Source organism: Lysobacter yananisis (assembly GCF_031199375.1).
In the GTDB taxonomy this organism is placed as follows: Bacteria; Pseudomonadota; Gammaproteobacteria; order Xanthomonadales; family Xanthomonadaceae; genus Lysobacter; species Lysobacter yananisis.
Genome location: NZ_CP133568.1, coordinates 2,492,222 through 2,509,888, shown reverse-complemented (window position 1 = coordinate 2,509,888; position 17,667 = coordinate 2,492,222). Strand labels below are relative to the sequence as shown.

General features: G+C 70.4%; 17 protein-coding genes. 3 read left to right on the top strand and 14 right to left on the bottom strand.

Annotated features, from left to right (window positions below; all coding sequences use genetic code 11):
- The first annotated feature begins 24 nt into the window (after positions 1 to 24).
- A complete protein-coding gene (locus RDV84_RS10530; RefSeq protein ID WP_309153373.1) occupies positions 25 to 1,299 on the top strand; it encodes a hypothetical protein in 1,275 nt (424 codons plus the stop codon).
- A 76-nt stretch (positions 1,300 to 1,375) separates the two neighbouring features.
- On the top strand, positions 1,376 to 1,846 hold the full coding sequence (locus RDV84_RS10525; RefSeq protein ID WP_309153372.1) for a GNAT family N-acetyltransferase: 471 nt from the start codon (positions 1,376 to 1,378) through the stop codon (positions 1,844 to 1,846).
- A 303-nt stretch (positions 1,847 to 2,149) separates the two neighbouring features.
- On the opposite strand, the gene RDV84_RS10520 is transcribed toward RDV84_RS10525, so the two are convergent.
- The 9 genes from RDV84_RS10520 to RDV84_RS10480 all read right to left on the bottom strand — a co-directional run bounded on the left by RDV84_RS10520 (position 2,150) and on the right by RDV84_RS10480 (position 9,812).
- A complete protein-coding gene (locus tag RDV84_RS10520; protein WP_309153371.1) occupies positions 2,150 to 2,623 on the bottom strand; it encodes a DUF2269 family protein in 474 nt (157 codons plus the stop codon).
- 4 nt (positions 2,624 to 2,627) lie between these two features.
- A complete protein-coding gene (locus RDV84_RS10515; protein ID WP_309153370.1) occupies positions 2,628 to 3,971 on the bottom strand; it encodes an SDR family oxidoreductase in 1,344 nt (447 codons plus the stop codon).
- A gap of 212 nt (positions 3,972 to 4,183) precedes the next feature.
- Positions 4,184 to 5,560: an ATP-dependent protease ATPase subunit HslU gene (gene hslU, locus RDV84_RS10510; RefSeq protein WP_309153369.1), complete on the bottom strand. Its 1,377-nt coding sequence runs from the start codon at positions 5,558 to 5,560 to the stop codon at positions 4,184 to 4,186.
- A gap of 102 nt (positions 5,561 to 5,662) precedes the next feature.
- The gene (gene hslV, locus RDV84_RS10505; protein WP_057949125.1) at positions 5,663 to 6,214 is read right to left on the bottom strand and encodes an ATP-dependent protease subunit HslV; all 552 of its coding nucleotides are present in this window, start codon (positions 6,212 to 6,214) and stop codon (positions 5,663 to 5,665) included.
- Between the two features lie 142 nt (positions 6,215 to 6,356).
- Entirely contained in the window at positions 6,357 to 7,241 is an 885-nt protein-coding gene (xerC, locus tag RDV84_RS10500; protein WP_078995904.1) for a tyrosine recombinase XerC, read from the bottom strand.
- Positions 7,242 to 7,316: 75 nt separating this feature from the next.
- Complete coding sequence (locus tag RDV84_RS10495; protein WP_057949127.1) at positions 7,317 to 8,000, bottom strand: DUF484 family protein; 684 nt, start codon at positions 7,998 to 8,000, stop codon at positions 7,317 to 7,319.
- Positions 7,997 to 8,854 (bottom strand): diaminopimelate epimerase, encoded by an 858-nt coding sequence (gene dapF / locus RDV84_RS10490; RefSeq protein ID WP_078995905.1) that lies wholly within the window; start codon positions 8,852 to 8,854, stop codon positions 7,997 to 7,999. Before dapF ends, RDV84_RS10495 begins: the two co-directional genes overlap by 4 nt.
- Positions 8,847 to 9,194: an LPS translocon maturation chaperone LptM gene (gene lptM, locus RDV84_RS26195; RefSeq protein WP_057949129.1), complete on the bottom strand. Its 348-nt coding sequence runs from the start codon at positions 9,192 to 9,194 to the stop codon at positions 8,847 to 8,849. The genes dapF and lptM overlap by 8 nt, the downstream gene beginning before the upstream one ends.
- Before the next feature lie 153 nt (positions 9,195 to 9,347).
- Positions 9,348 to 9,812, bottom strand: a complete 465-nt coding sequence (locus RDV84_RS10480; RefSeq protein ID WP_309153368.1) for a YbaN family protein — start codon at positions 9,810 to 9,812, stop codon at positions 9,348 to 9,350.
- Between RDV84_RS10480 and RDV84_RS26190 the strand changes: the two genes are divergently transcribed.
- Positions 9,811 to 9,969 (top strand): DUF6053 domain-containing protein, encoded by a 159-nt coding sequence (locus tag RDV84_RS26190; protein WP_425606283.1) that lies wholly within the window; start codon positions 9,811 to 9,813, stop codon positions 9,967 to 9,969. The genes RDV84_RS10480 and RDV84_RS26190 overlap by 2 nt on opposite strands.
- Before the next feature lie 144 nt (positions 9,970 to 10,113).
- Here the strand turns inward: RDV84_RS26190 and RDV84_RS10475 are convergent, their stop codons facing one another.
- From RDV84_RS10475 to RDV84_RS10455, 5 genes are all read right to left on the bottom strand, one after another.
- Positions 10,114 to 12,279, bottom strand: a complete 2,166-nt coding sequence (locus RDV84_RS10475; RefSeq protein WP_309153367.1) for a S9 family peptidase — start codon at positions 12,277 to 12,279, stop codon at positions 10,114 to 10,116.
- A gap of 421 nt (positions 12,280 to 12,700) precedes the next feature.
- A complete protein-coding gene (locus RDV84_RS10470) occupies positions 12,701 to 14,821 on the bottom strand; it encodes a prolyl oligopeptidase family serine peptidase (RefSeq protein ID WP_309153366.1) in 2,121 nt (706 codons plus the stop codon).
- A 351-nt stretch (positions 14,822 to 15,172) separates the two neighbouring features.
- Positions 15,173 to 15,571, bottom strand: a complete 399-nt coding sequence (locus RDV84_RS10465) for a hypothetical protein (protein WP_309153365.1) — start codon at positions 15,569 to 15,571, stop codon at positions 15,173 to 15,175.
- Between the two features lie 124 nt (positions 15,572 to 15,695).
- Positions 15,696 to 16,664, bottom strand: a complete 969-nt coding sequence (locus tag RDV84_RS10460) for a patatin-like phospholipase family protein (protein WP_057949133.1) — start codon at positions 16,662 to 16,664, stop codon at positions 15,696 to 15,698.
- Positions 16,664 to 17,632 (bottom strand): helix-turn-helix transcriptional regulator, encoded by a 969-nt coding sequence (locus RDV84_RS10455; protein ID WP_057949134.1) that lies wholly within the window; start codon positions 17,630 to 17,632, stop codon positions 16,664 to 16,666. Before RDV84_RS10455 ends, RDV84_RS10460 begins: the two co-directional genes overlap by 1 nt.
- Positions 17,633 to 17,667: the final 35 nt, after the last annotated feature.

Here is a 17,667-nt window from a genome sequence, read left to right as displayed (position 1 = left end):
ATGACCGCGGAAAACGGAATTTCCATGCGCGCGCGCCGCCTCTGGCCGCTGCTGCCGCTGGCCGCCGCCGCGCTGGCGCCGGCCGCCGCGCAGCCGCAAGACTGCGGCGCCACCGCCGAGATCGCGCTGATCTGCCGCCAGGCGCCGGACGGCCGCAAGGCCAGTTTGGTGCGCACCGAACTGCCCGCGCGCGGCGGCTGCGAGCGGCCGCTGCTGGAAACCTTCACCGACAGCGACCGCGACCGCCCGCGCAGCCTGGCCCTGGCCGTGGGCCAGAGCGGCGAATGCCGCTTCGCCGACGGCGGCAGCCTGCGCGTGCGCGTGCAGGCCGGACCGCCGCCGCCGGCCGGACCGTGCAGCGGCCAGCCGTCGGCGAGTTTCTCGCTATGGCTGGACGACCGCCGCGTGGCCGACCAGCGCGAGGTGCGCAGCCGTTGCGAAAGCGCGCCGACGCCATGGACCTACCGCGTCGATGGCGACGCCGTGTACGACTGCAGCAACGGCGACTGCGGGCCGCTGCTGGCGCCGGAGCAAACGCTGGCGGCGCTGCCGGTGGACGCCGGCGAATTTCCCGACGCCGCCGCCGCGGCGACGGCGCAGGCGGCGGCGCAGGCCGCGGCCGCGGCCGCGCCCAACGGCCTGCAACGCCTGCTCGACCGCGGTCCGGTCTGCGCCGAAGCCGAGCGCCAGCTGGCGCTCAGCTGGGACGCGTTCGATCCGTTCCGCCGCGGCGACGACGCCGACGCGCCGCTGCACCGCGTGGCCGCCAGCGAAGCGCCCGCCGGCACGGCGATGCCGGACGCGCTGGCGTTCGCGCACGGCGCATGGCGCGCGTTCGATTTCGACTTCGACAACGACGGCCTGATCGACCGGGTGTACCTGGGCGACGCCCGCGACGAAGGCGAGTGGTACGCCTCGCCTCTATTGGTGGTGCCCGGCGCGTCGGCGCAGCAATTCCAGGCGCGCGCGGGCGCCGCGGCGGCGCAGGCCGTTCCGTGCCAATGGGACGGCACGCGGCCGCCGCTGTCGCACTGCGACGACCTGCGCAGCCCGGCCTGGAGCCGGCGCCAACCGCTGCAGCAGGCGGTGCCGGCGCCGCTGCCGGGCCTGCCCGGCGGCGACGCGTTTTTCCAGACCCGCACCACCACCGCGTTGCCGCTGAGCTACGAAGACGCCACCTATGTCGCCCTGCGGAGTTCGGCCGGCCCCGCGCGCGATTACGTCGCGCTGTACCGGCCAAAGCCGGGCGGCGGACGCGAGGCGGTCTGTCTGATCCAGCGCCGGCCGGACGCGCGCTGAAGCCGCGCCGGCGCGCGCCGGGCGCTTACACCCGTCACTGGGCAAGCCGCGGGAGCGGGCGCAGAATCGCCCGCACATGGCCGCCGCTCCCGCCCCGCTGTCGATCCGCGCCTACCGGCTCAGCGACTGGCCGCGCCTGTGCCAGATCCACGACCGCGCGCGCCTGGACGAACTGCAGCGCAGCGCCAGCGTCGACGCGTTCCGCAACCTGGCGCGCACCGCGCACAGCGAGGGGCTGTTCGACGGCCGTCTCGACGTGGCCGAAGTCGACGGCGTGGTGCGCGGCTTCGTCGCGTTCCAGCGCGCTTCGCTCAACTGGCTGTACGTGGACCCCGACAGTTATCGCCAGGGCGTCGGGCGCGCGCTGCTGCGCCACGCGCTCGCGCACTCCGGGCCGGTGGTGTCGACCCAGGCGCTGCTGGGCAACGACCCGGCGATCGCGCTGTATCGCTCCGAGGGGTTCGTCGAGATCGAGCGCCGGCAAGGGCGGCTGGCGGGGTGCGACGAGTTCGTGGCGGTGGGGCTGATCCTGGAGTTGCGACGCTGAGCGATCGCGGCGCCGAATCCGTTCGTTGTTCGGGCGAAAGTCGACCACGCGGGCCCGTCATTCCAGCAAACGCCGAGGCCTCTCGGACGCGTCGTTCCGACGAAAGCCGGGACCTCACAAACCCGTCATTCCGGCGAACGCCGGAATCCATTTTGATCTTGCCATTGCCGTTTCTTCGCAAGAGCGCAAGCAACAGCAAAAAAAATGGATTCCGGCGTTCGCCGGAATGACGGGGTTGCGAGCGGCAGGCCTCCATCTGGAAAAGAGGCCGGGTGTTCGCGGCTTCGGGTTGCCGCGGCGGAGCTACATCGCTGCGGTTGGCTTCAAAACCATCAACCAGAAGATCCCCACCACGCTCAAGAACGCCGGCCAGCCGAGCCAGAACCACCAGAACATCGTGCGGTGGTAGCTCGCCGGCAACGGCGCGTTCGCGGCCGCCGCCTGCGCCGCGAGCCGGCGCGCGCGCGCCTGCAGCCACAGCACCGGCAGCCAGCACGCGCCGACCACGAAGAACAGGATCAACGCGGTCTTGAGCCAGAACAGCGACCACGGAATGCCCAGGTACAGCGCCAGCCACACGCCGGTGCCGAACTGCACCAGCACCGCCGGCGCGGTGAAACAGGCGTCGGCGATGACCACGGTGCGCGCGGTCTCGGCGATGACTTTCGCATCGCCGCGCTTGTGCGCGATCCAGAAGAAGAACGCGATGCCCAGGCCCGTGCCGAACAGCAGGGTCGAGGACAGGACGTGAATCCACTTCACCCACAGGTACGCCATCGTCTTATCTCCGGTCCGCCAACACCCACGCCACCGCCAGCGCCGGCAGCACCACCAGGTTCTTGGCCAGCCCGCCGAGCGGATCCAGCCACTGCGCCGGCAGCAGCGCGCCGAACGCCAGGGTGTAGGCGAGTACGCTGATCCCCATCAATCCCAGCATCGCGCGCGGCCGCCAGCCGATCAGCAGGCCCAGCGCCAACACCGCATCGAGCGCGCCGGTGATGCGCGCCAGCGCCACCGGCTGCCACGCCGCCAGCGGCGAGCCGGCGACCATCGCCTCGATCGTCGCCGCCGGCGTCGACCAGCCGACCGCGGCCGAGATCAGCCACAGCGCGACGATGGCCAGGCGCAAGGTCGGCGCGAGGAAATACAGCTGCGCCTGCCAGCGGTCTTGCACTTGGCTCGGCGTCGCCGCCAATGCGTCGGCCAGCGCCGCCGGCGCGTGGCCGAAATCGGCACGCACGCGCGCATGCGCGTCGGCGCGAGCGATGTTGCCGCGACGCAGCATGCGCCACATAGTTTCGCCGACCGGGCCGCGGCCCAGGCGTTCGCCGATCGCCACCTGCAGGCTCACCAGCGCTTCGGGAAAGAACACCGCGCCGCGGCCGTCGATGCGCAGCCAGCGCCGCCAGGTCGACTGGTACTCGCGCAGGCTCAGCGGCGCCGGGCCGCCGATCTCGTAAACGCCGGATTGCGCGCCGCCCGCGGCGCGCGCGGCGATCTCGCCCAGGTCCTCGGCGGCGACCGGCTGCAACGGCCAGCGCCCGTCGCCGGGCAGCAGCTGGCGGCCCGGAAACGCGGCCAGCGCGCGCAGCAACGAGGTGCCGCCGTAGGAGCCCGAGGCCGCGTAGACCACCGACGGACGCAGTGCGACCGCGCTCAGCGGCAGTTTCAACAGCTCATCGTCGAAGCGGTGCTTGGAGGCGATGAATTCGCCGTCGGCGGGTTCGCCCAACGCCGAGAGCTGGACGAAGCGCGGCACGCCGCAGTCGGCGCAGGCGCGCGCCAGCGCCAGCGGGCCGTCGACATGGATGGCCTGGAACGTCTGCGCGCCGGTTTCGCGCAGGATGCCGGCGGCGTTGACCACTGCGTCGACGCCGCGCAGGGTCTCGCGCCAGTCTTGCGGCGAGGTCATGCGGGCGAGGTCGGCCGGACGTTCGTCCTCGCGCAGCGCGCGGCCGCCGTCGCGGATGCCGCGCAGCACACGCCAGCCGTGGCGGCGCAGGGCGGCGATGAGGTAGCCGGCGAGGAAGCCGTTGGCGCCGACGACCAGAACGGTTCGCGGCGAGGCGGAGTGCGGAGGTGCTGCGTCGGTCCGTGGCGCGCGTGCGGGTGCGGGGTCGTCCATGGGGCGACACGGTAGCAGAGCGCGAAGCGGGAGAGGACTGTCAATAAAAAAGCGCCTTACGGCGCTTGTTTTTCTGCTGGTCCCGTTTGCCCTCACCCTAGCCCTCTCCCGCAAGCGGGAGAGGGAACGGCCTCGTCGCTATCCAACCTTCGCAGTCAAAGCCCCTCTCCCGTTGGCGGGAGAGGGGTTGGGGTGAGGGCCGCTGTACGCGATCAGAGAATGTACCGGCTCAAATCCGGGTCCTTCACCAACTCGCCCAAGTGCTGGTCCACGTACGCCTTATCGATCGTCACCGCTTGCCCATCGCGATCGGGCGCCTCGTAGCTCAACACATCGAGCAAGCGCTCCAGCACCGTGTGCAGGCGCCGCGCGCCGATGTTCTCCTGGCGCTCGTTGACCTGCGCGGCGATCTCGGCCAAGCGGTCCACCGCATCGCCGGTGAACTCCAGCGTCACCCCTTCGGTGCGCAGCAGCTCGACGTACTGCGTGGTCAGCGCCGCCTTGGGCTCGGTCAGGATGCGCACGAAATCGTCCTTGCTCAGCGCGCCGAGCTCGACCCGGATCGGGAAGCGGCCCTGCAGCTCCGGAATCAGGTCGCTGGGCTTGGCCAGATGGAACGCGCCGGAGGCGATGAACAGGATGTGGTCGGTCTTGACCGCGCCGTACTTGGTGCTCACCGTCGAGCCTTCCACCAGCGGCAGCAGGTCGCGCTGCACGCCCTCGCGGCTGACGTCGCCGCCGCTCACGCCGGCCTCGCTGCGCTTGGCGACCTTGTCGATCTCGTCGATGAAGACGATGCCGTGCTGCTCGCAGGCCTCGATCGCGGCTGCGCGCACGTCGTCCTCGTTGACCAGCTTGGCCGCTTCCTCTTCGATCAGTTGCGGACGCGCGGCCTTGATCGACAGATGCTTCTTGTGGGTCTTGCCGCCGGACACCTGCGAGAACATCTGCCGCAGCTGCTGGCCCATCTCTTCCATGCCGGGCGGCGCCATGATGTCGACGCCGCCGAGGTTGACCGCGGTTTCGATCTCGATCTCGCGCTCGTCCAGTTCGCCGCTGCGCAGTTGCTTGCGCAGCTTGGCGCGGGTGTCGCTGTCGGGCGCGCTGTGGTCGGCGGCCGGGGTTTCCGAACCGAAGCCGAAACCGCCGGGCACGCGCTTGGGCAGCAACGCGTCGAGGATGCGGTCTTCGGCGCGTTCCTCGGCCTGCACGCGCACGCGCACCTTGGCCTGTTCGCGGTACAGCTTGACCGCGGTGTCGGCCAGGTCGCGCACGATCTGCTCCACGTCCTTGCCGACGTAGCCGACCTCGGTGAAGCGGGTGGCCTCGACCTTGACGAACGGCGCGTTCGCCAGCGTCGCCAGGCGCCGCGCGATCTCGGTCTTGCCGACGCCGGTCGGGCCGATCATCAGGATGTTCTTGGGCATCACCTCGTTGCGCAGTTCCGCGGGCAGCTGCATGCGGCGCCAGCGGTTGCGCAGGGCGATGGCGACCGCGCGCTTGGCCGAATGCTGGCCGACGATGTGTCGGTCCAGTTCCTGCACGATCTCGCGCGGGGTCATGGTGGCGTGGCTGTTGTCGGGTTTCATAGAGGCAGGAGTGAGATCAGAGGAATGAGGAGTGAGTGGCGTGCGCTATGAACGGGAGACGGGGCGAGGAAACCGCTTTTTCTCACTCCTCTCCGCTCTTTTCTACAGCTCTTCCACTACTACATTGCGATTCGTGTAAATGCAGACGTCGCCGGCGATGTTGATCGCCTCGGTGGCGATGCCGCGGGCGTCGAGGCTGCTATGCGCCATCAGCGCGCGCGCGGCCGACAGCGCGTACATGCCGCCGGAGCCGATCGCGACGATGCCGTCTTCGGGTTCGATCACATCGCCCGTGCCGCTGATGACCAGCGAGGTTTCCTTGTCGGCGACCGCGAGCAGCGCTTCGAGCTTGCCGAGGCGGCGCTCGGTGCGCCAATCCTTGGCCAGCTCGACCGCGGCGCGGGTCAGTTGCCCGTGCTTTTCGAGCTTGGCTTCGAACAACTCGAATAGGGTGAACGCATCGGCGGCGGCGCCGGCGAAACCGGCCAGCACCTGGCCGTCGCGGCCCAGGCGGCGCACCTTGCGCGCATTGGATTTCATCACCGTATGGCCGAGCGTGACCTGGCCGTCGCCGGCGATGGCGACGCGGCCGTCGCGGCGGACCGAGACGATGGTGGTGGCGTGGAAAACGTTGGGATTCTGACTCGGGTCCATGGCGACCTCCGGGGGATAGCCCTTGGATGGGGGCGCCGGGCGGGCAGTCAAGCCCCCCGGAGGCGGAGGAGTGAGCGGAGAGAAGCGAGGAGTGAGCGAAAGCGGGACGCGAGGCTCTTGCTCACTCCTCGCTTCTCTCCGCTCACTCCTCGCGCTTGCGCTTGGCCCGCGGGTGCGCCGCGTCGTACACCTTGGCCAGATGCTGGAAGTCCAGGTGGGTGTAGATCTGCGTGGTCGAGATGTCCGCATGGCCCAGCAGTTCCTGCACGCCGCGCAGGTCGCCGGAGGATTCCAGGATGTGGCTGGCGAAGGAGTGCCGCAGCAGGTGCGGGTGCACGCGCTTGAACAAACCCTGGCGCTGGGCCAGCGCGCGCACCCGCAGTTGCACCGCGCGCGCGCTGATCTGCGCGCCGCCGCGGCCGGGGAACACGAAGGCGTCGTTGGCCGCGCCGGTGGACGCGCGCCATTCGCCCAGCGCGGCGCGCGCGTGCGAGCCCAGCGGCACGCTGCGCTGCTTGTTGCCCTTGCCGAGCACGGTGACCAGGGCGTCGTCGAGATCGAGGTCGCGCCAGCGCAATGCGCACAGCTCGCTCAGGCGCAGGCCGGAGGAATAGAACAACTCCAGCAGCGCGCGGTCGCGCAGTCCCAGCGGCGCGTCGGTGTCGACTTCGACCAGGGCCTTGGCTTCGTCGGGATCGAGCACCTGCGGCAGCTTGCGCGGCGCCTTGGGCGCGCGGATCGGCGCGGCCGGGCTGGCCTCCAGCGCGCCCTGCCTGACCTGCCAGGCATAGAAGCTGCGGCAGGCGGACAGGCGCCGCTGCAGGCTCTTGGGGGTGAGGCCGCGCCGGTGTTCGGCGGCGATGAAGGCGCGGATGTCCTCGGCCTGCAGCGCGAGCACGTCGCCGCCGGCGTGTTGCAACGTCCACACGGTCAGCGCATCGAGGTCGCGCCGGTAGGCGTCGAGGGTGTGCGCGGACATGCGCTTTTCCACCCGCAGGTGATCGAGGAAGGCGTCGACCGGATTCATGCCGCGCATCCTACTCCGCCGCGCGCGGACGCGGCGTCGCGGCGCCGCATCGGCCGCATCCGCCGCCGCCCCAGCTCAATCGAAGCGGCGCAGCGCCACGGCGAGCGATTCGCCCATCATCCGCAGGAACAGCGTGCCCATGCCCGGGAAGAAACGGTTGGCGTCGCGGCTGCCGACCGCGATCAGGCCCACGCCCGGCAGCGGCAACAGCGCGGTGGACTGCACGTCGGCGGCGCGATCGGCGTACAGCACCGCGTGCTTTTCCGGCTGCAGGCGGCCGCACAGCGGCTCGCCGTCGGCGAGCGCGTCGCGGAACGGCTGCAGGCGCGCGTCGCCGTCCTCGATGGTCTGCAACCACTCGCTGTCGGCGACGCCGTCGTAGCGGCGCAGAACGATCAACCGGACCAGGTCGCCGTTGAAGTCCTCGGCCAGGCTCGCGGCCATCGCGCGCAAAGTGTCGCCGGCGTTGGACTGGCGCATCAGCGCCAGGGTCAGCTGGTGGGTGCGCACGGCCAGGCGCTCGTTCTCCTGGGCGTTGCCGAACAGTTCGTGCAGGCGGCGCGAGAGTTCGCGGTTCTTGTCGCGCAGCACTTCCAGCTGGTAGCTGGCCAGCGAGGCGGCCGAACCTTCCTCGCGCGGCACCACCAGGCTCATCGACAGGTCGGGGAAGTGCTGCAGGAAACGCGGGTGACGGCGCAGCCACGCGGCGACTTCATGGGCGCCGAGCTCGGTCGGCTTGTCGCCGGATCGTTCGCTCATCGATTCCACTCTCCTTCGAACACGAATGCGGTCGGCCCCGACATCGACAGCGTCGACTCGGCGTCGGGCCAGGCGATGCGCAGCTCGCCGCCGGGCAGTTGCACGGCGACTTCGCGCTGGATGCGGCCGCGCTGCATCAGCACCGCGGCGGCGGCGCAGGCGCCGGAGCCGCAGGCCAGGGTCTCGCCGACGCCGCGCTCGTACACGCGCAGGCGGATGCGGTCGGGCGCCAGCACCTGGGCGAAGCCGACGTTGGCCGATTCGGGGAATTCCTGGCTGGACTGCAGCATCGGCCCGATGGTCTCCACCGGCGCGGCGTCGACGTCGTCGACCTCGATCACCGCGTGCGGGTTGCCCATCGACACCGCGCCGAAGCCGATCACGGTGTCGTGCACGTCGAGCACGTACTGGTCCTGGCGCGCGGGGTAGCCGCGCAGCGGAATCCGCGCCGGATCGAATTCGGGACGGCCCATGTCGATGCGGAAGCGGCCTTCGCCGAGCGCGGCGACCGGATGGCGGCCGGCCGGGCTGTCGACGGCGAAGTCGCCGTCGGCGGCGGCGCCGTCGCGCACCAGCCAGGCGGCGATGCAGCGAGCGCCGTTGCCGCATTGCTGCGAGGCCGAGCCGTCGGAGTTCCAGATCCGGTAGGACGCCACCGCGCCGGCGCTGAGCGGGTCTTCGACGGTGAGGATCTGGTCGCAGCCCACGCCGACGTGGCGGTCGGCCAGGCGCCGGCACAGTTGCGCGTCCGGCGCGACGCCGCCGCCGCGCAGGTCGAGCACGACGAAGTCGTTGCCGGCGCCGTGCATCTTGCTGAAACGCAGCGGCGCGGCCGGTGCGGCGGCCTCAGCCATCGCCCTGGCCGCTGGCGGGGACCGGCTCGGCGGACTTGTCCTGCGCCGGCTTGTCGGCGCCGTCGGTCGCGTCCTGCTTGTCCTTGTCCGTGCCTTCGGCCGGCGGCGGGGTCAGCACCTGGTCCAGCGACGGCACCGCCGCGCCCTTCTTGCGCGGGTCGGTCGCCACCGGCGGCGCGTTGGCGTTGGAGATGGTCACCGGCACTTCGCCGGGCTTGGCTTTGGGCGGCTCGGGCGGCGGCGGCGCGGTCGGCAGGACCAGCGGGCCCTTGTTGCCGCAGGCGGCCAGGACCAGGGTCAGCGCGGCCGGGATCAGGAGCGGGGCGAGGCGTGCATTCATGGCCGAAGTGTAGCCCGCGGGGGTGACCGAAACGAACCCGGGGCGCGGGGACTGGGAGCGGCGTCGGGGTGCGGGTTCAGGCTGGATGCGACGACGGCTCGGCGGCGCGCCAGGCCGGAACCAGGGCGTCGTGGGCGGCGCCGCGCGCGGCGCTCAACCGGCCGGCGGCTCGGGCCGACGCCACAGCCAGATCGCCACCACGGTCATGATCGCGGTGCCGGTGGCGGCCATCCACCATTTCGGTGAGGTCAGGAACATGATCGCCGCGCACAGCGCCATCATCGACACCGCCAGCCGCTTGGCCCGGCGGCTCACCGCGCCGTGCGCCTGCCAGTCGCGGATCATCGGGCCGAACTGGCGGTGCGCCAGCAGCCGCGCGTGCAGGCGCTGCGAGCCGCGCGCGGCGGCGTAGGCCGAGAGCAGCACGAACGGCACCGTCGGCAGGCCCGGCACGACGATGCCGACGATGCCCAGGCCGAGGCTGGCGTAGGCCAGCAGCCACCAGGCCCAGCGGAAACGGCTGGGGCGCGCGGGCGGCGGGGTCGGCGCGGCCTCGGTCGCTGAGGGCGGCGTCGGCGCGGGGCCGGCGGCGTCCTGGGGAGGCGGGGGTACGGACATGGCGGGAGTATGCGGGGTGGCGCGATGGGGTTGCAGCGGGGGTGCGGCGAGCTGGAACAAGAGCGTCGGGGCTGAAGCCCCTCCCACGACAGCCGCTCGAACCGAGGCCGCGGGCGGCTGTTGTGGGAGAGGCTTCAGGCCCGACGCTCTTCACTAGTTGTGGGAGGGCCTTCAAGCCCGATGCACTTCGCTCTTGTGGGAGGGCCTTCAGGCCCGACGCCCTTCGCTCAGATCGCGACGCCACCCCACAAACGAACAGGCCCGGCTCGCGCCGGGCCCGTCGTCGCTCAATCGCGGCGAATCACTTCGCCTCGACCTCGTGGCTCACCCGCAACTGGTCGATCATGAACGCGAACATCTCCGACTGCTCGCGATAGCGCCGGAACCGGCCCGACTTGCCGCCATGGCCGGCGTCCATGTTGGTGCGGAACAGCACCGGGTACTTGCCGGTGTCGAGCGTGCGCAGCCGCGCCACGTACTTGGCCGGCTCCCAGTACTGCACCTGCGAATCCCATAGGCCGGTGCCGACGAACATCGCCGGATACGCCTGCTGCTTCAGATTGTCGTAGGGCGAGTACGACAGCATGTACTCGTAGTAATCCTTCTTCTCCGGATTGCCCCACTCGTCGTACTCGTTGGTGGTCAGCGGGATGCTCGCGTCGAGCATCGTCGTCACCACGTCGACGAACGGCACCTGCGACAGGATCGCCCGGTACTTGTCCGGCGCCATGTTGGAGATCGCGCCCATCAGCAGGCCGCCGGCGCTGCCGCCGTACGCGGCGACGCGGTCGGGCGCGGCGTAGCCGGCCTTGACCAGCGCGTCGGTCACGTCGACGAAGTCGTTGAAGGTGTTCTGCTTCTTGAACAGCTTGCCGTTGTCGTACCACTGCCGGCCCATTTCCTGGCCGCCGCGGATATGGGCGATGGCGTAGACCATGCCGCGATCGAGCAGGCTGACGTTGGTGCCGGAGAACCCCGGATCGCTGGAGATGCCGTAGCTGCCGTAGGCGTACTGCAGCAGCGCGGCCTTGCCGTTCTTCTCGAAGCCTTTCTTGTAGACCAGCGACACCGGCACCTTGACGCCGTCGCGCGCGGTCGCCCAGAAGCGTTCGGTGACGTACTTGTCCGGGTCGTAGCCGATCACCGGCTGGCGCTTGAGCAGCTTGCGCTCGCCGGTGACGGTGTTGAGCTCGTAGGTCGTCGCCGGCGTGGTCAGCGAGGTGTAGGTGTAACGCAGCCACGGCGTGTCGTGTTCGGCGTTGACCGACAGGCCCATCGAGAACGCCGGCTCGTCGGCCTTGACGAACTCTTCCTTGCCGTCCTTGCCGTCGGCGCCCTTGTGGATCAGGCGCAGGCGTTCGAGCGCTTCGGCGCGCTCGGACACCACGGTGAAACCGTCGAACAGTTCGAAGCCCTCGATGAAGACGTCGTCGCGGTGGGCGATCCAGTCCTTCCATTCCTTGCGCGAGCGCGCGCCGTCGGGCGCGGTCACCAGCTTGAAGTTCGGCGCCGGCTTGCCGTCGGCGCCGGGCGCGTTGGTGCGGATCACCCAGCGGCCGTCGAGACGGTCGGCGTCGTATTCGACGTCGCGCTCGCGCGGGGCGAGCACGGCGAACTCCCTGGGATCGGCGGCCGGCGCGCAGCGGGTCTCGCTCGACACGGTGCTGTGCACCACGATGCACAGGTAGGCGTCGTCGCGGGTGCGGCCGATGCCCATGTAGAAGCTGTCGTCCTTCTCCTCGTACACCAGCGCGTCGCTGGAGGCCGGGGTGCCGAGCACGTGCTTCTTGACCCGCACCGTCAGCAGCGTTTCCGGATCGTTCTCGACGTAGAACAGGGTCTTGTTGTCGTCGGCCCAGACCAGGTCGGTGGACACGCCCTCGATGACGTCGGGATAGATCTCGCCGGTGTCGAGGTTCTTGAAGCGGATCACGTACTGGCGGCGGCCGACGGCGTCGTCGGCCCAGGCCAGGATGCGGTTGTCCTGGCTGACTTCCATCGCGCCGACGTTGAAGTAGTCCTTGCCCTTGGCCATGACGTTGACGTCGAGCATGACCTGTTCGGCCGCGTCCATGTCGCCCTTGCGGCGGGCGTGGATCGGGTAATCCTGGCCGGTCTCGAAACGGGTGTAGTACCAGAAGCCGCGCTCGCGGTACGGCACCGAGCTGTCGTCCTGCTTGATGCGGCCGACGATTTCGCCGTAGAGCTTGTCCTCCAGCGGCTTGAGCGGCTTCATGACCGCGTCGACGTAGGCGTTCTCGGCGTTGAGATACGCCAGCATCTGCGGGTTCTTGCGCTTGTCGTCGCGCAGCCAGTAGTACTCGTCCTGGCGTTGCGCGCCGTGCGGCGCCTTGACGGCGTGCGGCTGCTTGGCCGCGACCGGCGGCGCGGGCAGGCCGGCGGCGGGAGCGTTGAGGGTCGTGGTCATCAGGAGCGTGGCCGCTAGGGTAAAGAATGAAGGTTTCATATGGGGTCCGCCGGATTATTCCTCAATGGCGCGGGGTGGAGCGCGGGGAAACACGAACTGGGACGTGGGTTGCGGCAGCGCGAGGGCCGAGCGGCCGCCGGAGAGCGGCACGCCGTCGGCTGCGCCGGCGCTTCGCGAAGCTCGGTTTTCCAAGCCCGCAACTCCAGAACCGTCATTCCGGCGAAAGCCGGAACCCATTTTGATTTTGCCCTTCTCCGGCCAACGCAGCGAAGCAACAACAAGGTCAAAATGGGTTCCGGCTTTCGCCGGAATGACGGGGCGGGAAGAGGCGTCGCAGCTTGAAGCCCGTTTGTCGCGGCCGCACTGCGCGCTTCGCGCGAACCCGCCCCACCGATGCAAGAACGGGCGCCCGAAGGCGCCCGTCCATGATCGGAACCCGTCGCGGTCGCCGCCGGCCGGATCACTTGGCCAGCTGCTCCCACAGGAAGGTGTAGGCCAGCGCGTTCATGTGCGCGGACTGGGCGTTGTTGGCCGCGCCGCCGTGGCCGCCTTCGATGTTCTCGTAGTAGCGCACGTTGCTCTTGCCGGCATCGAGCATCTTCGCCGCCATCTTGCGCGCATGGCCCGGATGGACGCGGTCGTCCTTGGTCGAGGTCATGAAGATCACCGGCGGGTACTCGCGCTTGGCGTCGAACAGGTGGTACGGCGAGAAGGTCTGCACGAACGACCAGTCGGCGGTGTCCGGATCGCCGTACTCGGCCATCCACGAGGCGCCGGCCAGCAAGTGGCTGTAGCGCTTCATGTCCAGCAGCGGCACCTGCACGACCACCGCGCCGAACAGCTCGGGGTACTGGGTCAGCATGTTGCCGGTGAGCAGGCCGCCGTTGCTGCCGCCCTGCACGCCCAGGTGCGGGGTCGAGGTGATCTTGCGCGCGATCAGGTCGCGGCCGACCGCGGCGAAGTCCTCGTAGGCCTTGTGGCGGTTGGCCTTGAGCGCGGCCTGGTGCCAGCGCGGGCCGTACTCGCCGCCGCCGCGGATGTTGGCGACCACGTACACGCCGCCCTTCTCCAGCCAGCCCTTGCCGATGCTGCCGGAGTAGTTCGGGGTCAGCGAGATCTCGAAGCCGCCGTAGCCGTACAGCAGGGTCGGCGCCTTGCCGTCGTACTTGAGGTCCTTCGGCCGCACCACGAAGTACGGCACGCGGGTGCCGTCCTTGCTCGAGGCGAAGTGCTGCTCGATCACGTCCTTGGACGCGTCGAAATAGCTCGGGTTGGTCTTCAGCGTTTCCGGCTTCTGGCCGATCTGCGCCAGCGCCAGCGTGGTCGGGGTCAGGTAGTCCGAGGCCGACAGCCACACCGCGTCGCTGTCGTCGCTGTCCACCGCCGACACCGTCACGGTGCCGAACGCCGGCGCGCCGACGAACTCGCTGCGCTTCCACTCGCCCGGGCCCGGGGTCAGCACGCTGAGCTTGTACTTGACGTCGTCGAGCACGTTCAGCACGAGGTGGTCGCGGGTCCAGGCCGAGCTCGCCAGCGAGGTGGTGTCGGTCGGCGCGAACACGGTGGTGAAGTCGCGCTTGCCGGCCATGAAGTCGTCGAAGCCGATCGCGAGCAGGCTGCCGGCCGCGTACTTCTTGCCGCCGGCCTCGTACGGATCGCGCAGCTCGACCATCAGCCACTGCCGATAGGCGTATTTCATCGCCGAGTTGGGCAGGTCGACCTTGGTCAGCTTCCCGTCCTTGCCGCGCAGGTACAGCTCGTCGTTGTAGAACGCCAGGGTGCGGCGGACGAAGTCGCGCTCGAAGCCCTTGGTCGGATCGTGGTGGGCGTCCACCGACATGTCGGTGTCCTTGCCCTCGTACACCAGCTTGGCGTCGGCCATCGGCGTGCCGCGCGTCCACAGCCGCACGGTGCGGTTGTAGCCCGAGGTGGTCATCGTGCCCTTGCCGAAATCGGTGGCGACGTAGACGTGGTCCCGGTCGATCCAGCCCAGGCTGCCCTTGGCCTCGGGACGGAAGAAACCGTCCTTGACCCAGGTCTTGCTGGCCAGGTCGAACTCGCGGGTCACGTCGGCGTCGGAGCCGCCGCGCGACAGCGCGACCAGGCAGCGCTGGTAATCGGGCCGCAGGCAGTCGGCGCCGTGCCAGACCCACTGCTCGTTCTCTTCGCGGTTGAGCGCGTCCAGGTCGATCACCGTTTCCCACGCCGGCTGTTCCTTGCGGTACTCGGCCAGGGTGGTGCGGCGCCACAGGCCGCGCTGGTGCTGCGCGTCCTTCCAGAAGTTGTAGTAGTAGTCGCCGATCTTCTCCACCGCCGGGATCTTGGCGGTGGAATCGAGCACGGCGAGGATGCTGGCTTCGAGCTGCTTGAACTGCGGGGTCGCGGCCAGCTCGGCCTCGGTCTTGGCGTTGCGCGCCTTCACCCACTCCATCGCGCGCGCGCCGTTGACGTCTTCCAGCCAGGCGTAGGGATCATCGGTCACTGCGTTCTTCTCCTGGGCGGGCGCCGCGCCCGCGCTGGCGGCCACGGCCAGGCCGGCCGCGAACAACAGGGACTGACAGCTCTGGGACAACTTGGGCATGGCGGTTCCGGGACATAGGAAGGCCGCCACGCTAGCACAGGGCGCCGGGGCGGCCGCCCTGTCCTTGGTCATGTAGGGAGTTGCCGGGTCTGGCGCGTTGAAGGCGCCGCGGCGGAGGTCGCGAAAACCGCTTCGCTAGCGGGGAAATCGCTCGCGTGCGGCCGCGTCGTCGGCGGTCGCGCCGGTCCGCGGCGGGGCCGTCGCCAGCGGATGCGTTTGCAGCGGCCCGGTGCGGGGCGCCCCTGTCCACGGCGCCTCGGTTCGAAGCATCCCTGTAGGACGCCGGTGGCCCGCGCTACGGCCGCACCGCGGCGGCCGGCCGTGCGCCGAAGCCGCCCGCGCCCGGATCGCTCAGGCCACCCGCGGCAACGGCCGCGGCGCGGCCGGACGGTTGCGGCGGCGCGCCTGGATCGCGCCGCGGCGGCGACGGCGCGCGGGCTGGGCCGCGGCCGGTTCCTGCGCTTCGCCCCACGCCGGCAGGCGGAAACGGTTGAGCGCCCACCACGCCAACGCCGGCATGGCGACCAGCCACAGCGGCAGCCAGCCGATCAGCGCGTGCGAGCCGCGCGCGGCCGGCAGCATCAGCACCAGCAGCGCGCCGACGGCGGTGGCGTAGCCCAGGGCCGTGCCGAGGTCGGCGCGCCAATCCGGCGCGGCGCGCAGGTCGCCGCCGAACTCGGGATCGAACCCGCCATCGAACGAGGAAGCCGACGGGGAATCGGCGCGGCGGGCGGTTTCGAGGACGGTCATGGCCGGACTCCGGAAGCGTGGAAGTGGAAACTCGTGGTGAGTCCAACTTCCCGCCGCGGCGTCTCAGGGGCTGCGATATCGGCGACCGCTCGTCGGGACCGCCGTCTCCGCGGCGGCGGCCGGCTCAGTACCCGGCCTTGTCCAGGGCCTGCTCGGCCTGCTCGCGGCCGAGTTCGATCAATTCCTTGGCGCGCCAGAATTCATAGAACTGGCAGGCGTCGCGCGGAATGCGGATGACCAGTTCGGGCGGGTCCAGCGCAAGTTGCACGCGCGCGATCTGCGCCTGCATGGTGTCGAGCGAACGCGCCATCAGTTCGCTGAAGCTCAGCTCGTGCGGCGGCGCGTCTTCGGGCGGGTCGACCGTCACCGGCTGGTTGCGGCGGAACCAGCGGGTCAGCGGCGGCGGCTTGACCGAGACGATCTGCGAAGCCGGCACCGGCGCGTGCCGCGCTTCGTCGGCGCCGGCATGGCGGCCGAGCGCGCCGGTGGGCTGGTCGGGCCAGCCATGCATGTCCACCGCGATCAGCCGGTGCGCGTCGGACAGGCGCGTGGCGGTGATCGGCAGCGGCGCCAGCAGGCCGCCGTCGACCAGCTCGCGGCCGTGCAGCTCGTACGGGGTGAACACGCCGGGGATGGCGATCGAGGCGCGGATCGCGTCCCACAGGTCGCCTTCGCGCAGCCACACCTCGCGCTGGCGCAGCAGGTCGACCGCGACCGCGGTGAACTGCACCGGCAATTCCTCGATGCGCGGCTCGCCGATCAGCTCGCGCAGCGCGTGCATGAGCCGGTCGCCGCGGAACAGCGCCGGCTGGCCGAACACCGGGTCGAGCAGGCGCAGCATGTCGGTGCGGCTCATGCTGTAGAGCCAGTCGCGGTAGACCCCCATCTTGCCGGCGGCGAACAAGCCGCCGACCAGCGCGCCGCTGGAGGAACCGGCGACCGCGACGATGCGCAGGCCGCGCGCCTGCAGCGCCTCGATCACCCCGATCTGGGCCAGCCCGCGCGCGCCGCCCGCGCCGAGCACCAGGGCGACGGGTTCGCCCTGCTCGGCCAGGCCGGTCTGGCCGGCGCGCGGAATATCGGCGCCGGCCATCAGCGGCCGTAGTTGCTCAACGCCAGCTCCAGCATGGTCTTGGCCTGCTCGCGCAGCACCACCGGCTCGACGATCTCGGCGTCGTTGCCGTAATGCATCACGTCCATCAGCAGCTCGCGCCCGGCGCTGTAGGGCACCTTGAGCTCGTAGCGGCCGTCGGGCAGGAACCGGCCCTGCTGCTGCGAATGCCAGTGCTCGTCGGCGACCCAGCGCGCCGCCTTGGCGCTGAACAGGATCGTCGCCCAGCCCTTGGGCGCGCCGGAGAAGATGCCGTAGCTCGACGCGAGGTGCTGGTCGAGTTCGTCGTCGGCGACGTCGTGCGCCGCGTCCTCGCCGATCTTGGCCGCGCTGATGCGGTCGACCGAGAAGCTGCGCAGCGCATCGCGCTCGTGGTCCCAGGCGTCGAGGTACCAGTTCTCGCGATAGTGCGTCAGCCGCTGCGGCGAGACGCTGCGGCGGGTGCGCTCGTCGGTGGAGCGGGCGCGGTATTCGAACGTCAGGCGCTTGCGGTCGAGCACCGCGGTGGCGACCGTGCGGAACGCGGTCTCGTCCTGGCGGCGGGTGCGGTGCGGGATCACCCGCACCCGCTCCACCGGCAGGCGGCGGCCGCCGGCGTGCTCGTCGAGCAGCTTTTCGATGCGCTGCTGCAACGGCGCCAGCGCGTTCGACAACACGCCCCCGCCGCTGCGCATCAGCAACTGCTGCGCGGCCAGCAGCGCGTGCAGTTCCTCCGAGCTCAGCCACAGGCCGGGCAGCTCGAAGCGGTCGCCCTCGCTGGTGTCGTAGCGGAAGCCCGCCTCGCCGTTGCCGACCACCGGTGCCATCAGGTAGTCGCGCAGATAGGCCAGGTCCCGATAGACGGTCGCCCGCGAGCATTCCAGGTCCTCCTGGAGCCGCTGAACTGTGACCGGGTACCTGGCCGCAGTGAGAATCCGGTGCAACGCGTGAATGCGTTCGATACGTTCCATGTCGGCCGAGATGTGGTGGAGGCGGTGGGGACAGA